The following is an 18,562-nucleotide window of genomic DNA, read 5'->3' on the forward strand; positions in this document are numbered from 1 at the left end:
GCTGCGTAGGGCGGGCGGCCTGCGACGTGTCGACCTCGAACGCTGGAACGCCACGGTTTAACCCCGACGCTTGAGCCTTACATCCTGACGTTCGAGGCTTTTATCCGCACGCGTGGGGCTCAGACCGCCATGTTCGGAGGTTCAACTGTCGTGCGCGAGCCTCCGACCCTGGAATCGTTCACGGATGGATCGACGAAATGACCCTCGGACGGTCGCGCTCCACGGTTTCACACTCGCACGCGAGCCTCGGACCGTGACGCTCCACGGTTTGACCGTCGTGCGTGAGCCTCAAACAGTGGAGACATCGACAGTTTTACCCTCGTGCGCGACCCTCGGACTGTGGCGTTCCACGGTTTTAGGCTCGCGTGCGAGGCCTGGACATTGACGTTCCACAGTTTCACCCTCGCGCCTGAGTCTGGGAGGGTGACGCTCCACGGTTCTACCCTCGTACTTGAGCCGCAGACCGTGAAGCGTCAGAGAGGTGTCGCGTCAGAGCGCGTGCTGATACGGGAACAACGCCGCGTTGAATCCGCCGAGCGCGCGCAGATGCGCCCAGTCGAAATGCGGTCCGGGGTCCGTCTTGCGGCCCGGGGCAATGTCCGAATGACCGGCGATCGCCGCAATCGGATACGCCGCGCAGATCGCCCGCACAAGCGACGCCGTGGTGGCGTACTGCTCGGGCGTGAAGGGCAGATCGTCCGTGCCCTCGATTTCGATGCCGACCGAAAAATCGTTGCAGCGCGGGCGGCCGAAGAAGTCCGACGCACCGGCATGCCAGGCGCGCGCATCGCACGACGCGAATTGCACGCATTCCCCCGTGCGGCGGATGAAGAAATGCGCCGACACGCGCACGCCGCGCAACTGATCGAAATACGGATGCGCGTCGCAGTCGAGCGTGTTGGTGAAGAAGTCGAGCACGTGGTCGGTGCCGAAGTCCGCCGCGGATTGCGCAGGCGGCAGGCTGATGTTGTGCAGCACGATCAGGTCGATCGGCATACCTTCGGGCCGTGCGTCGATATTTGGCGAGGGATGGCGGCGCGCGCCATCCACCCATCCGTCAGCGCCGATATGCAACCGTTCAGGCATCGCCGTTCAGCCCATTTCCGGCCGCCTCGCCGACGCTGCCCGGCGACGCTTCAACGTCACGCGGATCGCGAATGCCAAGCTGCTGCATGCGATAGCGCAACTGACGGAATGAGAGCCCAAGCAGCTTGGCCGCCGCCGTGCGGTTGAAGCCGGTCTGGTCCAGCGCGGCGAGGATCACGTTGCGCTCGACCGACTCCAGGTAGGCCGGCAGGTCGATCGGCAGCGAAACGCTCGGCAGAGCCGGCTCCGCCGGCTGCGCAGCGGGTGCCGGCTCGGGCTGTGCCATCGGTTGCGGCATCCCCATGGGGCTTTGCACGGGCGCCGGCATGTAGACGGCATCGGGCCAGCTCGCCATCGGCGCCGGTGACATCGGATGATGGCCGGCCGCGGCAGCCTGCGCCTCGCGCGTGCGGTGGAACAGCGGCGAGCGTTCGATCTCGGCGCCGAGCGCGCCAAGGTCGTCCACGTCGATCGACTCGCCTTCCGCAAACGCGTACGCACGTTCCAGCAGGTTCTCCAGCTCGCGCACGTTGCCCGGGAACGGATACGCACACAGTTGCTGCAGCGCCGGTCGCGTCAGGCGCTTGGGGCGCGGATCGCCGTAGCGGCTGGCGAGCTGTTCGAGCAGCACGCCGGCCAGCACAGGCACGTCTTCGGCGCGCTCGCGCAGCGTGGGCATGCGCAGTTCCAGCACGTTCAGGCGGTAGAACAAGTCTTCGCGGAAACGGCCGGCAGCCACAAGCCGCGCCAGGTTCTGGTGGCTCGCGCACACGACGCGCACGTCGACGGGGTCTTCGCGGCTTTCGCCGATCTTGCGCACGCGGCGCTCCTGCAACGCGCGCAACAGTTTCACCTGCATCGTGAGCGGCAGGTCGGCCACTTCATCGAGCATGAGCGTGCCACCGTTGGCGGCCTGGAAGAAGCCTTGGCGATCGCTGTCGGCGCCGGTAAAGGCGCCCTTCACGTAGCCGAAAAACTCGGCTTCCATCAGGTTCTCGGGAATCGCGCCGCAGTTGACCGCCACGAACGGCCGCGATGCACGCGCAGACAGCGCATGGATGGCGCGCGCCGCACGCTCCTTGCCGCTGCCGGATTCGCCGCTGATCACCACCGGCGCCATGCTGCGCGCGAGGCGCATCAGCGAGCGGCGCACCTCCTGCATCGCGGCAGAATGGCCGGGCAGCAGATCGTTGGTGCGCTCGGCCAGATCGGCGTTGCCCGGATCGGGATCGCGCTGCTGGCGGCCCAGCGCATTCAGCACGAGGCTGCGCAGCTGGTCGAGCGAGAGCGGCTTGGCGATGTAGTCGAACGCGCCGGCCTTGAGCGCTTCCACCGCGTTCTCGGCGCTGCCATAGGCGGTGATGACGGCCACCGGCGTGCGGTCGGCCGTGGCAGAGAGCTGGCGCACGAGTTCAATGCCCAGGCCATCACCCAGCCGCATGTCGGTCAGCACGAGCGCGAAGCGCTGGCGGGAGAGTGCCTCGCGCGCCTCGGCCAAGCCGCTGGCGAGCACGACGTCGTGCCCCATGCGGCGCAGCGAAATTTCCAGCAGCTCGCGCAGGTCGGCTTCGTCATCGACGACGAGAATGGGTTCGCGAACGATGGCGGCTTTGGACATGGATCAGCAGAAGATCGGCGGAAATGCGCGGCCGGCGGACTATTCCGTTACGGCCAAGGCAGGTTGATCAAACATCAGGGTGATGACGAAGGCGCGGCGCGGCAACGTGTCGCGCGCCTCCATGGTCAACGCTCCGGTGCGATCGAGCAAGGATTCCAGCGCGATGGCGCCGTAACGAATCTGCGCATCGTTGGCGCTACACAACTCGCGCGCCATGTAGAGGCCCAGGCCAGTGCCTTGGGCGTCATTCGTGAAGAAGGGCTCGAAGAGGCTGCGCTGCTGCTCGGTGGGCACTTCGGGGCCGTCGTTCCAGATCACGAGCTCGGCGTGGGTGTCGTCCAGCGCGTAGGCCGCCAGTTGGATCGATCCCGGAACGCGGCGGCAATAACGCAGCGCGTTGTCGAGCATGTTGCCCACCACCTGCTGCAACTGCGCCGGATCGAACAGCACGGGCTTGTCGAGGTCGACGGCCACGCGCACGAGGTTCGGGTTGATCTCGGTGGCTTCGCCTGCGCGGCGCAGGGCCTCGGCACGCCAGCGCTCGACAACCTCCGGCAGCACCTGGGCCAGTTGCACGCGCACACGCTCCCCACGCGGGCGGCGCGAGAGCATCAGCACGTCAGCGACCACCTGGTCGAGCCGGCGCACGTTATCCCGGATGATGCGCAGCAGGCGCGTCTCCACGCCGGAGCTTTCCGGGCGCGGGTGCGCCCCGCCATCCTGGCCGTCGCCCGGATCGTCCAACAGTTCGGCGGCCTGGCTGATCGCGGCCAGCGGGTTGCGGATCTGGTGCGCAACGCTGGCCACCAGCCGCCCCATCGAGGCCAGCTTTTCCTGCTGCGCCTGCTCCGCCACACGCTCCCAGCTTTCCACGTGGACCAGCACGGTGTCGTGCAGCTCGTGGCGCAGAAATGCTTCGTCATCCACCGACCAGCCCTGCGAGATGGCGTCGGCCGATGGAATGCGCGGACGCATCTCGCCGCCCTCACCCGGCAGGCCCAGGCCGATCGAGCTGACCAGGCTATCCATGTAGACGCTGCGCAGGTTGGCCAGGCTCGGCAGGATGAAGCGCAGGCGCAGGCGGGCGCTCAACATGGCGCGGCCTGCGCGGCCGGTTGCGGCCATGGGCAGCAGGTCGAGGATGCGCGGCGCATCGTCGTCGCCAGTGCCATCGGCCGGACGGCTCTTGCGGCGCAGCCACTGGCGCAGCGTTTCGAGCAGCGGGCGCAGGTGCGGCACGTCCTTCAGGTCGAACAACATCGCGCCGCTGCCGACAAACGCGCTCTGCGGTACGCCCAGCAACATGGCTGCGGCCGGGTTGGCGGCAACGACCCGGCCATCGGCACGCACGAGCATCACGCCATCCTGCATGTCGTAGACCATCAGGCGGTTGACCAGCTGTTGCAGGCGCAGTTCGCGCTCGCGGGCCATCGTCAACCGTTCCTGCGCGATCTGGCGGTGCGACAGGCCGTACATCATCGACGCGGCCATCATGTAGACCAGGCCGTACAGGCCGGCGGATGCCAGCCCCGGCGCAATCACGCCGTCGCTCATCATCTGCAGGAACGGATCGGCCAGCACCACGATGGACGCCACTGCCGCCGTGAACAGCGCAAACAGCAGGCTGGTAAGCGCGCCGGCGGCCAACACCGGCACCAGCAACACCATCGCCACGCTGGCCGACAAATGCGAGAGCGTGGCGTACGCCAGCCCCAGGAACAGCAGATCGAGCACCACATCGAGCCGCACGCGGAATTGGAATCGCGTGCGCCACCATCCGGCTGCGGCCAGGATCAGCAGGGCCATCGCCAGATACGGCAGCGTCAGGCTGAGCAGTGCGTCGCTATTGGTCGGGCCGACCGCTTCGTTGTGCTCGCGCGGCACCATCACGAACAACAGCAGCACGAGCGCCACGGCGGCGCGGCTGAAAGCGAAATAGCGCAGCAGGCGCCACTGGAATTCAGGGGGATCGGGCTCCAGCCAGACCGACCGGAGTGCGCGCCAGGCGTTCAGGCGCGAAAGCAGGCTGCGCGCGGTCGACGGTGTTGCCCGCGCGGCACCCGACGCTTCGGGCGTCATGTGTTGCCCCGATCAGCGTGCTCGGGGCAACGATAGCGGCCGCCCGGCAGCGCGATCATGCCGGTGCGCGGCGCGTGCACGCCGCACACGGCACATTGCTCGATGGGTTGGGAGGCCTGAGGCTCAGGCGTGCGCTTGGCTGTGCCCTGTCCGCGCGAGGCGGGCTGCCCTTGCCCCGAGGAGCGGGACGGCCGCGTCCCAAGGCGGCTCAACCACCACCAGCCGGCGAGCAGCATCAGGATCAGCAGGACAGGACGGGACATGGGGAACAGGCAAGAACAAGTAGCAGCGCAAGCGCCAGGAACGCGCTACGCGCGATGCAGGATGACTTCGAGCACGAAGCGGCTGCCCACGTATGCCAGCAGCAGGGTCGCAAAGGCGGCCATCACCCAGCGCAGCGCAATGCGTCCGCGCCAGCCGCGAAAACGCCGTCCGACCAGGATGCCGCCGAACATCGCCCACGACAGCACGGCAAAGATGTTCTTGTGATCGAAATGGAAGGCGCTGTGGAACAGCTGTTCGGAGAACAGCACGCCCGACGCGATCGTCAGCGTCAGCAAGACAAAGCCCGCTCCGATCAGCCGGAACAGCAGTTTTTCGAGCGTCAGGAGCGGCGGCAACAGATCGAGCCAGCGGCTGAACCAGCCTGTCTCTGCGGGGCGGTTGATGGTGTGCAGGCGGCGCTCCGCAGCCAGCATCAGGATCGCGTGGAATGCCGCCAGCGTGAACAGCCCATAGGCGACATTGGCAATGGCGAAGTGCAGCTTGAACAGCGGGCTGGCCGCATAGCCGAGAATTTGCGTGCCTGGAAAGGCCAACGGCAACAGGCTTCCAACCAGCGCCACCGGCATCACCAGCAGGCCGAGGCCGGCCAGGGAGAAGAAGAGACTCTCGATCCAGAAAATGCCCACGCCCAGCCACAACATGGCCGACAGCGCATAGGCAAAGCCGAACACCATGGCGCTGGCCGGGAAAATCGTCTCGTGCAACAGCAACCCGTGCGCAACCAAAGCGGCCAGCAAGCCCCAGCGCCACCAACCGGGGACCGTGTCGGCAGCGCCCGGCGGCGGCGGAACGAGCACCGTGGCACCCGGCGACTGACCGCCTGCCGCCATGGCTCCCGCCGGGGCCTGGGCACCCAGCCCACCGCGTCGCGCCCACGCTACCGAAGCGAGGATGCCGTAGAGAAGCGCCGTCAGCGCATACAGTACAATTGACATTTGCACAGTTTACCGCAGCGCACCCCAGTTTTGGCTGGGCAAGCCCTCCGTCGAAAGTCTTGTCGGACGGCAACGCAACATGCGCGCATTAAGCACATTCCCAGCCGGTGCAAGTTGAACGCGCGCCGGTCTTCTCTTCATCCCGTCCCCAATTCCGGATTCCTGTCACTGTCATGCTGGATAACCTGACCCAACGGCTCGCGCGCGTGGTCAAGACCATGCGCGGCGAAGCGCGCCTGACCGAAGCCAACACCGCCGAGATGCTGCGCGAAGTCCGCCTGGCCCTGCTCGAAGCCGACGTGGCGCTGCCGGTCGTGCGCGAATTCATTGCCCGCGTCAAGGAAAAAGCGCTCGGCGAAGACGTCATCACCAGCCTTTCGCCCGGCCAGGCGCTGGTCGGCATCGTGCAGCGCGAGCTGACGGCCATCATCGGCGGCCAGGAAGCGCTGGAAGGCGTCGGCAGCAACATCATGGGCGGCCGCGCGGCCGAGCTGAACCTCAACGTCACGCCGCCGGCGATCATCCTGATGGCCGGCCTGCAAGGCGCCGGCAAGACCACCACGGTGGGCAAGCTCGCCAAGTGGCTCAAAGAGAACAAGAAGAAGAAAGTGCTGACGGTGTCGTGCGACGTGTATCGCCCCGCCGCCATCGCGCAGTTGAAGACCGTTTCCGAGCAGGTCGGCGCAGACTTCTTCCCCTCGCAGCCCGACCAGAAGCCGGTCGACATTGCGGCAGCAGCCCTGGACTGGGCCAAGAAGCACTATCACGACGTGCTGATCGTCGATACGGCCGGCCGCCTCGGTATCGACGAGGCGATGATGCAGGAGATCGCCGCGCTGCACGCCCGGCTCAAGCCGGCGGAAACGCTGTTCGTGGTCGACGCGATGCTCGGCCAGGACGCCGTCAACACCGCCAAGGCGTTCAACGACACCCTGCCGCTGACCGGCGTGGTGCTGACCAAGCTCGACGGCGATGCGCGCGGTGGCGCGGCGCTGTCGGTGCGTCACATCACGGGTAAGCCGATCAAGTTCGTCGGTGTGGCCGAAAAGCTCGACGGGCTGGAGCCGTTCTACCCCGACCGCATGGCCCAGCGGATTCTGGGCATGGGCGACATCCTCGCGCTGGTGGAAGAAGCCCAGCGCGGTGTCGACATGGAAGAGGCGCAGAAGCTTGCCGCCAAGATCAAGAAGACCGGCGGCTTCGACCTCGAAGATTTCAAGGCGCAGATCGGCCAGATGAAAAAAATGGGCGGCCTGGGCAGCCTGATGGACAAGCTGCCGGCTCAGCTCGCGCAGCAGGCGCAGGGTGCGAACATGGACCAGGCCGAAAAGCAGGTCCGCCGTATGGAAGGCATCATCAACAGCATGACGGCTGCCGAGCGCGCCAAGCCTGAACTGATCAAGGCGAGCCGCAAGCGCCGCATTGCCGCGGGCGCGGGCGTGCAGGTGCAGGAAGTCAACCGTCTGCTCAACCAGTTCGAGCAGATGCAAGGCATGATGAAAAAGCTCAAGGGCGGCGGCATGATGAAGATGATGCGCGCCATGGGCGGTATGAAAGGCGGCATGAAGGGGCTGTTCGGCGGCCGCTGAGCGGGCTACCCTCCTTCCTGAATCGCACTTTTGATCGACACACCAAACCGTTTCACCGAACTGACACGATGCTGAGCGCAGAACAGGCCCGCGAACTCTGGGCCAACTCCGAAGAAATCGTCAGCGAAGACGCCGTGCGCGGCTCGCTGGACCGCATGGCCCAAGAGATCACCGAGAAGATCGGCGACACGTTCCCGATGGTGCTGTCGGTGATGGGCGGCGCGGCCGTCTTTACCGGCATGCTGCTGCCCAAGCTGGCCTTCCCGCTGGAGTTCGACTACATCCACCTCTCGCGCTACAACAACACGACGGTGGGCGGCGAGATGCAGTGGCGTGTGGCGCCGCGCGAGTCGGTCAAGGGTCGGACGGTGCTGGTGCTCGACGACATCCTCGACGAAGGCGAGACGATGGCCGCCATCCGCTCGCGCATCATCGACATGGGCGCCGCCGAGTTCTACTCCGCCGTGCTGTGCGAGAAGACGCTCAGCAAGTCCAAGCCGCTGTACCCCGACTTCTGCGGCTTCAACGTGCCCGACCGCTACGTGTTCGGCTGCGGCATGGACGCCAAAGGCTACTGGCGCAACCTGCCGACCATCCGCGCGCTCAAGAACACCTGAGGCAGCACCGCGGCAAACAAAAAGGGCGACACCTCCGTCGCCCTTTTTTGTTGCCCGCGCATGGTTCAGAGTTGATGCGCGAAGGTGCGGATGCCCTTCAGGAGCATCTCCACCGAGATCGCGACGAGGATGAGCCCCATCAGCCGCTCGAACGCCATCACCGTCCGCTCGCCCACGAGGCGCTGGATGTGCGTGGCGCTCAGCAGCACTACGGCGCACACTGCCATCGTCGCGCACAGCGAGCCGACCCACGTCCACATGCGGCCCGGCGCCTGCGACACCAGCAGCATCACCGTGGCCATCGCCGACGGCCCCGCGATGGCCGGAATCGCCAGCGGCACGATGAAGGGCTCGCCCGTGGGCTGAGAATCGGCAGCGCCTTCACGCGGAAAGATCATCCGCAGCGCGATCAGGAAGAGCACGATGCCGCCGGCAATCTGCAGCGACATGTCGGTCAGGCTCATCATGCGCAGGAAACTCTCGCCGAAGAACATGAAGACGAGCAGCAGCACAAACGCAATGCCGACCTCGCGCAGCACGACGCGGTTGCGGCGCTCGGGGGCGACCGGCCGCAGCGCCGAGATGAAGATCGGAATGTTGCCAAGCGGATCCGTGATCAGCACCAGCAGGACGGTCGCCGAGAGAAACGTGTATTCCATCACCTGACGTCGATCAGGCGCCGCGACGATAGGGACGTTCACGCAGCCATTTGGTGGCGATCCACTTTTCGCCACGCTCCACCGGCAGGCCGGCGTGCAGCGTGTCTTCATCCAGCGTGCCGTCGGGCCGCTTGTAGACGAAGAAGACGGCGTTGCCCTTGACCGGCGCCACCTCCAGCCCGAGCTTCGGAAAGCCCGTCGCGCCGCCCGCCTGCACGCTGTTCAGGTAGATGACCATCGTAGCCACGCGCTGACCGCCCACTTCGAGCTGGCGCGCCTCGCCGCTGCGCCCCGGGTTGAAGAAATCGAAGTGCGGCTGATATTCGCCGCCGGGCTGATAGTTCAGCACCTGGAAGCCCTCGCCGTGCTCGACCGGCACGCCCACCGCCTGCGCGATGCGCGCTTCGATCTTGGCGATCAGCGGATGCTCGCCGACCTGGAACATCCCGCCCTGGCTTGTCCGGGCCGAGATCAGGTTTTCCTCGCCCGTATCGGGGTTCACGACGGGTGAACGCTTGAGGCGATTGCGCCCGATCGCGATCAGCTCGTCACACTCCTGGTCCGACAGAAAGTGCTGGAACAGCACGATGCGCGGCGTCTCGATTGCAAACAGGATCGGGATGTCGCCATCCGCGGTATGCACTGCGTTGCTGTTTTCGACGGACTGATCGGCAACGGGCATCGGCGCGGGGGTGGCAAGCGGAGCAGGCGCGCGGCTGGCCAGCGCCTCTTCGACGACACGGCGCGCGAAGGCGCGGTCGTAGCCGGATTGCACCATCGAAGCCACCAGGGATTCGGCCTCGAAACCTTCGGTCACGTGACGCTGCAGCCAGTCGCGCAGCGCGTCAGACATGGTCGCGTACGGTTGGGTGGTGGACATGCGGGATGGAGATGCGGGCGAGCGAGAGATGGCCCTATTGTAGGCCGACCGTTCGCCGACTGAAGATCACGAACCGCCCGCGATGCGTAGCGGCGAGAACGGATTGCGCGCCGGCACTTCCGGCAACGCCTTGGCACGCGGTGCGGGCACGGAAGGCTCGGCAGGCACCGGCGCCGACACCGTCATCGCACTCGACTCCTGATACTGCCAGCGCTTCCAGGCGGCAAGCACGGCATTCGGATACTGCGGCTGGCCCCGGCTGCCGTTGTAGCGGCCCAGCGCCAGGTACAGATTGCCGCCTTCCATGTCGAGGTAATGACGCAGGATCGTGCAGCCGTAGCGCAGGTTGCTCTGCAGATGGAAGAGCTTGCGGGAGTCGTTGTCGCCGATGCTGCGCGTCCAGAACGGCATGACCTGCATCAGGCCCATCGCACCGGCGCTGCTGATGGCGTATTTGCGAAAGCCGCTTTCCACCTGGATGAGCCCGAGCACCAGCGCCGGGTCGAGGCCAGCGCGCTTGGCTTCGTAGTACGCCGTCTCGATCAGTTCGACGCGTACCGACGCCTGCGGAATCTTGCCCGACATGCGCACCGACATCTCGGCCAGCCAGCGCAGGTAGCCGAGTTGCTCGTCGTTGCTGGCAAATACGGGACGCAGCGGGCGGCTGTCGGCCACCGCAGCAGACAATGCGCTGCGCACGGAGTCCGCCAGATATTCCTCTTTCTGGGCGCCCGCCCACGCCGCCTGCGTGCCCGCGAGCAGCGCCCCCGCGCACAGCGCAGCGGCGATCAGGCGGGCAGGAAACAAACGGCGCATGCGGTGCAGTCCTGTTATTGCGTTATTGCGCGAGACGCGCCTTCAGCGTGGCCAGCACGTCGGCCGGTGCCACGGCGGTCGCGGCTTCGTCGCGGCGGCCCTGGAATTCCAGCTTGCCTTCCTTCAGGCCGCGGTCACCAACCACCACGCGGAACGGCACGCCAATCAGCTCCCAGTCGGCAAACATCGCGCCGGGGCGCTCGCCGCGGTCGTCCAGCATCACGTCGATGCCGGCGGCAACGAGTTCGGCGTGCAGGCGGTCGGCTTCTTCTCGCACGGCGTCGGAGCGGTCGTAGCCCACGGGGCAGATCACCACCTGGAACGGCGCGATCGACGCCGGCCAGATGATCCCGCGCGCGTCGTAGTTCTGCTCGATGGCCGCACCCAGGATCCGCGTGATGCCGATGCCGTAGCAGCCCATCACCATTGGCTGCGTCTTGCCGTTTTCATCGAGGAACGTCGCGTTCATCGCCTCGGAGTAGCGCGTGCCCAGCATGAAGACGTGACCGACTTCGATGCCGCGGCAGATGGCCAGCGTGCCCTTGCCGTCCGGCGAGGGGTCGCCTGCCACCACGTTGCGCAGGTCGTAGACCTCGGGCTCGGGCAGGTCACGGCCCCAGTTCACGCCAGTGAAGTGGTAATCCTCCTCGTTGGCGCCGACCACGAAATCGCTCATGGCAGCCGCCGTGCGATCGGCCACCACCTTCACGGGCAGCTTGGTACCGATCGGGCCGAGATAGCCAGGGCGCGTGCCGAACGCACGCAGGATTTCGCCTTCGGTGGCAAAGCGGAACTCGGCCAGGCCGGGCACCTTCGATGCCTTGACCTCGTTGAGTTCATGGTCGCCGCGCAGCAGCAGCAGCCAGATCTGGGGCTCGCCGCCCTCGACTTCGGTGGCCAGCACGATGGACTTGATCGTGCGCTGCAGCGCAATCCCCAGTTGCTCGGCAACAGCCTCGCACTTGGAGCGACCAGGCGTATGCGTCTTGGTGAGCGCCTCGGCGGCGGCACCACGCGGTGCGGCCGGAGCGACGGCTTCCGCTGCCTCGATGTTGGCGGCGTAGTCCGAATCCGGGCAGTAGATGATGGCGTCTTCGCCCGTGTCGGCAATCACGTGGAATTCGTGCGAGCCCGACCCGCCGATGGCGCCGTTATCGGCGGCCACGGCGCGGAATTCCAGGCCGAAGCGCTGGAAGATGCGCGTGTAGGCCTCGTACATCTTCTGATACGACACCTTCAGGCCTTCGGCGTCGCGGTCGAAGGAATATGCGTCCTTCATCGTGAATTCGCGGCCGCGCATGATGCCGAAACGCGGGCGGCGCTCGTCTCGGAACTTGGTCTGGATCTGGTAGAAATTGACCGGCAGCTGCTTGTACGAGCGGATTTCGGTGCGCGCGATGTCGGTCACAACTTCCTCCGACGTCGGCTGCATGACGAAGTCGCGCTCGTGGCGATCCTTGAAGCGCAGCAACTCGTCGCCCATCTTGTCCCAGCGGCCGGTCTCCTGCCACAGCTCGCCCGGCTGCACCACCGGCATCAGAACCTCCACCGCGCCGGCGGCATTCATTTCCTCACGCACGATCTGCTCGACCTTGCGGATCACGCGCAGACCCACGGGCATATACGTATAGAGGCCCGCGCCGAGCTTCTTGATCATGCCGGCACGCATCATCAACTTGTGCGAGACGATCTCCGCGTCGGCGGGCGCTTCCTTGAGCGTGGAAATGAAGAATTGGGACGCTTTCATGCGACTGACAATAAGGGATGACGCGGCCAACCAAAGCCGCGAAAACAAGGGCAAAAGCCACCGGAATCAGGAGATGAGACGAGGCGCCAGGCGCACATTCGCGCAATCGGCACCCCTCCCCCAGGAGGCGCGAGTGAGCGGCAACATTTCGGCTTCTGTGACAGCCGAGCGACGGGCCGCTCTATAATCGGCGTAATTCTAAAGTATTCGAGGTGCAGTCATGCTCGATCGTGAAGGCTTCCGCCCGAACGTCGGCATCATCCTCATCAACGCAAGAAACGAGGTGTTCTGGGGCAAGCGCATTGGCGAGCACTCCTGGCAGTTTCCACAAGGCGGCATCAAGTACGGCGAGACGCCCGAACAAGCGATGTTCCGCGAACTGCACGAAGAAGTCGGCCTGTTGCCAGAACACGTCCGGATCGTCGGTCGCACGCGCGACTGGCTGCGGTATGAGGTGCCGGACAAGTTCATCCGCCGCGAAATACGCGGCCACTATCGGGGCCAGAAACAGATCTGGTTCCTGCTGCGCATGGTCGGTCGCGACTGCGACATCCAGCTGCGCGCCACCGAGCATCCGGAATTCGATGCGTGGCGGTGGAGCCAGTACTGGGTGCCGCTCGAGGCCGTCATCGAGTTCAAGCGCGAGGTGTATCAGCTGGCGCTGTCGGAGCTTTCGCGCTTCGTGCAGCGTCAGACCCGCGCGCCGCTCTCGCCCTATGGGCGCGGCGGCCAGCACCGCGAGCGCGACGGACGTGATGGGCGCGATAGCCGTGAACGCTCCGGCCCGGGTGGCCGTAACGAGCAGTACGCCCAGCCGGCCCTGACCGTCACCACCACCACGACGGTCATCGTCGAGACGGTGAGCGTATCCGCGCCGGCCCCCTCCTCTCCCAACCCTGACGACACGGCTTCCAAGGACAATTCGTGAATCTGATGACGACGACACGTGGAGCGCGCCGCGCTCTCGTGCCGCTCGCGCTGGCGGCTGCGCTGGCGTTGACGGCATGTGGCCATAACCGCACCGGCGACCTCGAAGACCGGCTGTTGATGGACCCATTCAACGACAAGCCTTTCAAGGAAGATGCCGTGACCTTCCCGGCCCCGCCGGTCGATCGCGATGCCGTGCCGTTCGATGTGGGCGGCCGAAGCGACTCGCCGCTGCGCTTCGCCATCGATCCGAAATCGGTGTCGATCGGCAAGGACAACGTGGTGCGGTACACCGTACTGATCACCAGCAAGACCGGCGCGCGCAACGTGAACTACGAAGGCCTGCGCTGCGACACGGCCGAGCGGCGCATCTATGCGACGTTGCGCAACGACACCAACCAGTGGATCGGCAACCGCGCGGTGGACATGAACGAAACGGCGAATACCGAGTCCGCCAGCATGAACGCCTACAAGCCCGCCACGGACTGGCAGCGTGTCGGCAATGGCGGTCCGACCGACTATGCATCGGCGCTGATGCGCTCGTACTTCTGCGACGTGCGTTCGGTAGCGGGAGATGGAAAGGCCTCTACGCTGGTGCAACGGTTGGGGCAGAGCGGCCGGTATTTCGGGCCCTGAGCGGCGGACGCCCGCGTACAGCATCATCTGCCTCAAACACAAAGGCCAACCTCGCAGGGTTGGCCTTTTGTTTTCATGCGCGCCGAGCGGCTGGATCAGAGCAGCACAAGGTTGTCCCGGTGCACCAGCTCCGCGGCGCTGACGTAACCAAGCACCGCCTCGATCTCCGAGGACGCCTTGCGCGCGATCAGCCGCGCCTCGGCCGACGAATAGTTCGTCAGCCCGCGCGCCACTTCACGGCCCGCCGCGTCCACGCAAGAAATGACCTCGCCGCGCGCAAATTCGCCTTGCACTTCGGTTACGCCGATCGGCAGCAACGACTTGCCGCCGGCCGTGAGCTTTTCCACCGCACCGGCATCCAGCACCACGCGACCGCGCAGCTGCAGGTGGTCGATCATCCACTGCTTGCGCGCCGCCATCCGCCCCGTCGGTGCGCGGAGCTGCGTGCCGATGGCCTCGCCGGCAGCCAAGCGCGCAAGCACGTCAGGTTCACGACCCGAAGCAATGATGGTATGCGCGCCCGACTTGGCCGCACGCTTGGCCGCCAGAATTTTCGTCAGCATGCCGCCCTTGCCGATGCTCGAACCGGCCCCGCCGGCCATCTGCTCAAGGTCAGGCGTGCCAGCCTGCGCCTCGTCGACAAACCGGGCGCCAGGCTCCTTGCGCGGGTCGGCCGTATACAAGCCGCGCTGGTCTGTCAGGATGATGAGCGCATCACCTTCGATCAGGTTGGTGACGAGCGCGCCCAGCGTGTCGTTGTCGCCGAACTTGATTTCATCGGTGACGACCGTGTCGTTCTCGTTGATGATCGGCACGACACCGAGGCTCAGCAGCGTGAGCAGCGTGGAACGTGCATTGAGATAGCGCTCGCGATCGGCCAGATCGCCATGCGTGAGCAGCACCTGCGCCGTGCGGATGCTGTGCCGCGCGAACTCGGATTCGTACACCTGCGCCAGGCCCATCTGCCCGACGGCGGCGGCGGCCTGCAGCTCGTGGATTTCCTTCGGACGCTTGGCCCAGCCCAAGCGCTGCATGCCCTCGGCGATGGCGCCTGAGCTGACCAGCACGACTTCCTTGCCAGCCGCCCGTAGCGCCGCGATCTGCGCGGCCCAGCGGGCAATGGCAGCCTGGTCGAGGCCACGGCCGTCGTTGGTAACCAGGCTGGAACCGACCTTGACGACAAGGCGGCGCGCATCGGCAATCAGCGAATGCAGGGCCATGGTGGGCGTGTCTCCGAAGGATGTTTGTTGTGTTTACGCTTGATCGTCGTGGTCGACGTTGTGCAGGCTCGGGTCCAGACGCTGGTCGGGCGCGGCAGCCGCGGCATCTTCTTCGGCGCGCAGCTCGTCGAGGTATTCCTGAATCGCGTGGACAAGCGCCTGCGTGCCATCGTGCGTCAACGCAGAAATGCGATGCACCGGCCCCTTCCACTTGAAGCGCTTCACGAAGTCCTTCACGCGCGCTTCGCGTTCGTCCTCGGGCACCATGTCGAGCTTGTTGAGCACGAGCCAGCGCGGCTTGTCGAAGAGTTCAGCGTCGTATTTCTTCAGCTCGCCGACAATCGCCTTGGCTTCGGCCACCGGGTCGACGCTCTCGTCGAACGGGGCAAGATCGACCACATGCAGCAGCACGCGCGTGCGTTGCAGATGCCGCAGGAACTGATGCCCCAGACCGGCGCCTTCCGCTGCGCCCTCGATCAGACCAGGAATGTCGGCCACCACGAACGACTTCGACGGGCCCGTCCGGACCACACCCAGGTTCGGGTGCAGCGTCGTGAACGGGTAGTCAGCAATCTTCGGCCGCGCATTGGAAATGGCGGTGATCAGCGTCGACTTGCCGGCATTCGGCATGCCGAGCAGACCCACATCGGCCAGCACCTTCAACTCCAGGCGCAGGTTGCGGCGCTCACCGGCCTTGCCGTCGGTCTTCTGGCGCGGTGCGCGGTTGGTGCTCGACTTGAAGTGGATGTTGCCCCAGCCGCCCTCGCCGCCCTGCGCTAGGCACAGGCGCTGGCCGTCGACGGTCAGATCGGCGATCAACTCTTCCGTGTCGGCATCGTAGATGGCCGTGCCCACAGGCATGCGCAGCGTGATGTCGTCGCCTGCAGCGCCGTAGCAGTCGGCACCCCGGCCGTTTTCGCCGTTTCGCGCGAGATGCTTCTTGGCAAAGCGGTAGTCGATCAGGGTGTTGATGTTGCGGTCAGCCACGGCCCAGACGCTGCCGCCACGCCCACCGTCGCCGCCGTCGGGTCCGCCGAACGGGACGAATTTCTCGCGGCGCATCGAGGCGCTGCCGTTGCCGCCGTCACCAGCGATCACTTCAATCCGGGCTTCGTCGATGAACTTCATGGAGGTCTCCGCCCGTGCGGCGTGCGCACGGCAGGTAAAAAGGAAATCGGCGCCACTCGCGCCATTGCTAACAGAACGCGCCTGGAAACACGCGCCAAGAGCAGCGTACCGCCCAGGATCGGGGTCGCGTTTTGTTAGCAGCCAGAAACGAAAAAGCCCCGCACGGGTGCGGGGCCTTTCTACTACAAGGCTGAATCAGGCCGCCGGAACAACGTCGACGAACTGCTTCTTGCCTTCGCCGCGGGTGGCGAACTTCACGTGGCCATCGACCAGCGCGAAGAGGGTGTGGTCCTTGCCCATGCCCACGTTCACGCCAGCGTGCGTGCGGGTGCCGCGTTGGCGAACGATGATGCCGCCAGCGTTGATGGCTTGGCCGCCGTACACCTTCACGCCCAGGCGCTTCGACTCGGAATCGCGGCCGTTCCGTGTGGAACCGCCGCCTTTTTTCTGTGCCATGACTGAACTCCTATCCGGTTACGTAGACGACGCAGCCTTAGGCCACGATCGAGTCGATACGCAACTCGGTGTAATTTTGACGATGCCCTTGGCGCTTTTGATAGTGCTTACGACGGCGCATCTTGAAGATGTGCACTTTGTCGTGACGACCGTGGGAGATGACGGTGGCTTTGACGGCAGCCCCGCTCACCAGCGGCGCACCAACCTTGAGTTGGTCGCCGGCGCCCACTGCGAGCACCTGGTCAAGCGTGATTTCTGCGCCAACGTCCGCCGGTATCTGTTCTACTTTCAGTTTTTCGCCAGCAGCAACCTTGTATTGCTTACCGCCGGTTTTTACGACCGCGTACATTGTCGGACCTCGATAAAAGAACTAAAACGTGACTCTTGTGCCACTCGCAGCCCACATGCGCAGACAGCGGACACAGAGAACTCGCAACTATACAAGAAAACCCAAGCAAATCAAAGACTAATCGTGTTACGAGGGTGCTGCGCACACGCAACGGCCAGCCGCGCCATGCATCCACCGCCGCGCCATCGGGCGAACTGCCTGCTTGCTCTATAATCTCGCGGTTTTTTGCGTCGCATCGATCGCGCGCAAGTCGACCATCAGCTACACGCCTTCTGTCGGAATTCGCCTTGACCCAGACCTCCGCCTCCGTCCTGCTCGCCCCTGTCGCTGAAGACATGCGCGCCGTCGATGCCGTGATCCGCCGCCGCTTGGGCTCGGAGGTGGTCCTGATCAACCAGATCGGCGAGTACATCATCAGCGCCGGCGGCAAGCGCCTGCGTCCCGTGATTCTGTTGCTGGTGGCGAATGCGCTCGGCTACAAGGGCGAGCATCAGCACGAGCTGGCTGCCGTGGTCGAGTTCATCCACACCGCCACGCTGCTGCACGATGACGTGGTCGACGAATCCGACCTGCGCCGCGGCCGCAAGACCGCCAACGCGGTATTTGGCAACGCTGCGAGCGTGCTGGTGGGCGACTTCCTGTATTCGCGCGCCTTCCAGATGATGGTGCAGGCCAACAGCATGCGCATCATGCAGATCCTTGCCGACGCGACCAACATCATCTCCGAAGGCGAAGTTCTGCAGCTGCTGAACATGCACGATCCGGACGTGACGGAAGAGCGCTACCTGCAGGTCATCCGCTACAAGACCGCCAAGCTGTTCGAAGCCGCCGCGCAGATCGGCGCGGTGCTCTCAGGCGCGGACGCCGCGACCGAAGAAGCCGCGGCTGAATATGGCCGCCGCATCGGCACGGCGTTCCAGATCGTCGACGACCTGCTCGACTACACGTCCACGGCCGACCAGATGGGCAAGAACGCTGGCGACGACCTGCGCGAAGGCAAGCCGACGCTGCCGCTCATCCATCTGCTATCGAACGGCACGGAAGAACAGCGCGCGCTGGTGCGCCAAGCCATTGAGCAAGGCGGCACGGAACATTTCGATGCCATCTTCGCGGCCATCCAGGCTTCCGGCGCGCTGGAGTACACGCGCCAGGCCGCCGAGCGCGAAGCCGCTGCCGCCGAAGCAGCAGCAAACGCATTACCCCCTTCCCTTTTCCGTCAGACGCTGATAGACTTGTGTGCTTTCTCGCTGCAACGTCAGTCCTGACACGCACGAGATCTGTGAAGAAGCATCGGGGTGTAGCTTAGCCTGGTAGAGCGCTACGTTCGGGACGTAGAGGCCGGAGGTTCGAATCCTCTCACCCCGACCAGAAATTCCCTTGTCGATCAAGGACATCAAGCCCAGCAATTGCTGGGCTTTTTTGTTTCTGAACGACCACCCGAGGGGAATCTGCATTCGCTGCATGCGCAACCGCTGCCCGCATCGGCGCGACAAACCCCTCTGTTATAGTGGGCGCTTCGCCGCCTCTCCTCTCCT

Annotated in this window: 18 protein-coding genes and 1 tRNA gene; 6 read left to right on the forward strand and 13 right to left on the reverse strand. The window is 65.3% G+C overall.

The annotated features are described in order from the left end of the window. Positions 1-489 precede the first annotated feature (489 nt). The 5 genes from ampD to R2669_RS24010 are packed head-to-tail and all read right to left on the reverse strand — an operon-like array spanning position 490 to position 6,003. A complete protein-coding gene (gene ampD / locus R2669_RS23990; RefSeq protein WP_316902367.1) occupies positions 490-1,086 on the reverse strand; it encodes a 1,6-anhydro-N-acetylmuramyl-L-alanine amidase AmpD in 597 nt (198 codons plus the stop codon). Beyond that, positions 1,079-2,704 carry a sigma-54-dependent transcriptional regulator gene (locus R2669_RS23995; protein ID WP_316902368.1) on the reverse strand — a complete coding sequence of 542 codons (1,626 nt, stop codon included), beginning with the start codon at positions 2,702-2,704 and terminating at the stop codon, positions 1,079-1,081. Before R2669_RS23995 ends, ampD begins: the two co-directional genes overlap by 8 nt. Positions 2,705-2,743: 39 nt before the next feature. Continuing rightward, a complete protein-coding gene (locus tag R2669_RS24000) occupies positions 2,744-4,783 on the reverse strand; it encodes an ATP-binding protein (protein WP_316902370.1) in 2,040 nt (679 codons plus the stop codon). After that, positions 4,780-5,046 carry a hypothetical protein gene (locus R2669_RS24005; protein WP_316902372.1) on the reverse strand — a complete coding sequence of 89 codons (267 nt, stop codon included), beginning with the start codon at positions 5,044-5,046 and terminating at the stop codon, positions 4,780-4,782. The genes R2669_RS24000 and R2669_RS24005 overlap by 4 nt, the downstream gene beginning before the upstream one ends. A gap of 45 nt (positions 5,047-5,091) precedes the next feature. Then, entirely contained in the window at positions 5,092-6,003 is a 912-nt protein-coding gene (locus R2669_RS24010) for a cytochrome C assembly family protein (protein WP_147213789.1), read from the reverse strand. A gap of 173 nt (positions 6,004-6,176) precedes the next feature. Between R2669_RS24010 and ffh the strand changes: the two genes are divergently transcribed. After that, entirely contained in the window at positions 6,177-7,592 is a 1,416-nt protein-coding gene (gene ffh, locus R2669_RS24015) for a signal recognition particle protein (protein ID WP_316902373.1), read from the forward strand. Between the two features lie 68 nt (positions 7,593-7,660). Next, entirely contained in the window at positions 7,661-8,209 is a 549-nt protein-coding gene (locus tag R2669_RS24020; RefSeq protein ID WP_147213790.1) for a hypoxanthine-guanine phosphoribosyltransferase, read from the forward strand. 65 nt (positions 8,210-8,274) lie between these two features. On the opposite strand, the gene R2669_RS24025 is transcribed toward R2669_RS24020, so the two are convergent. From R2669_RS24025 to R2669_RS24040, 4 genes are all read right to left on the reverse strand, one after another. Further along, complete coding sequence (locus R2669_RS24025) at positions 8,275-8,868, reverse strand: MarC family protein (RefSeq protein WP_147213833.1); 594 nt, start codon at positions 8,866-8,868, stop codon at positions 8,275-8,277. Between the two features lie 13 nt (positions 8,869-8,881). Next, a complete protein-coding gene (locus tag R2669_RS24030; protein WP_316902374.1) occupies positions 8,882-9,748 on the reverse strand; it encodes a 2OG-Fe(II) oxygenase in 867 nt (288 codons plus the stop codon). A 66-nt stretch (positions 9,749-9,814) separates the two neighbouring features. Then, a complete protein-coding gene (locus tag R2669_RS24035; protein WP_316902375.1) occupies positions 9,815-10,564 on the reverse strand; it encodes a lytic transglycosylase domain-containing protein in 750 nt (249 codons plus the stop codon). Positions 10,565-10,586: 22 nt separating this feature from the next. After that, entirely contained in the window at positions 10,587-12,311 is a 1,725-nt protein-coding gene (locus tag R2669_RS24040) for a proline--tRNA ligase (protein ID WP_316902377.1), read from the reverse strand. A 220-nt stretch (positions 12,312-12,531) separates the two neighbouring features. Here R2669_RS24040 and R2669_RS24045 point away from each other — a divergent pair, with 220 nt between their 5' ends. Beyond that, a complete protein-coding gene (locus tag R2669_RS24045; protein WP_102066863.1) occupies positions 12,532-13,239 on the forward strand; it encodes an RNA pyrophosphohydrolase in 708 nt (235 codons plus the stop codon). 5 nt (positions 13,240-13,244) lie between these two features. Continuing rightward, a complete protein-coding gene (locus R2669_RS24050; protein WP_316872687.1) occupies positions 13,245-13,874 on the forward strand; it encodes a CNP1-like family protein in 630 nt (209 codons plus the stop codon). 95 nt (positions 13,875-13,969) lie between these two features. On the opposite strand, the gene proB is transcribed toward R2669_RS24050, so the two are convergent. The 4 genes from proB to rplU form a co-directional block, all read right to left on the reverse strand. After that, on the reverse strand, positions 13,970-15,094 hold the full coding sequence (proB, locus tag R2669_RS24055; RefSeq protein WP_316902378.1) for a glutamate 5-kinase: 1,125 nt from the start codon (positions 15,092-15,094) through the stop codon (positions 13,970-13,972). Between the two features lie 33 nt (positions 15,095-15,127). After that, the gene (gene obgE / locus R2669_RS24060; protein WP_027680331.1) at positions 15,128-16,222 is read right to left on the reverse strand and encodes a GTPase ObgE; all 1,095 of its coding nucleotides are present in this window, start codon (positions 16,220-16,222) and stop codon (positions 15,128-15,130) included. Positions 16,223-16,417: 195 nt separating this feature from the next. Continuing rightward, on the reverse strand, positions 16,418-16,678 hold the full coding sequence (gene rpmA, locus R2669_RS24065) for a 50S ribosomal protein L27 (protein ID WP_009241587.1): 261 nt from the start codon (positions 16,676-16,678) through the stop codon (positions 16,418-16,420). A 37-nt stretch (positions 16,679-16,715) separates the two neighbouring features. Beyond that, positions 16,716-17,027: a 50S ribosomal protein L21 gene (gene rplU, locus R2669_RS24070; RefSeq protein ID WP_004633023.1), complete on the reverse strand. Its 312-nt coding sequence runs from the start codon at positions 17,025-17,027 to the stop codon at positions 16,716-16,718. A 335-nt stretch (positions 17,028-17,362) separates the two neighbouring features. Between rplU and ispB the strand changes: the two genes are divergently transcribed. Further along, complete coding sequence (gene ispB / locus R2669_RS24075; protein WP_050775659.1) at positions 17,363-18,292, forward strand: octaprenyl diphosphate synthase; 930 nt, start codon at positions 17,363-17,365, stop codon at positions 18,290-18,292. Positions 18,293-18,318: 26 nt separating this feature from the next. Beyond that, positions 18,319-18,395: transfer RNA gene (locus R2669_RS24080), tRNA-Pro, on the forward strand. Positions 18,396-18,562 lie beyond the last annotated feature (167 nt).

This window comes from Ralstonia edaphi (assembly GCF_958350185.1).
Lineage (GTDB): Bacteria > Pseudomonadota > Gammaproteobacteria > Burkholderiales > Burkholderiaceae > Ralstonia > Ralstonia edaphi.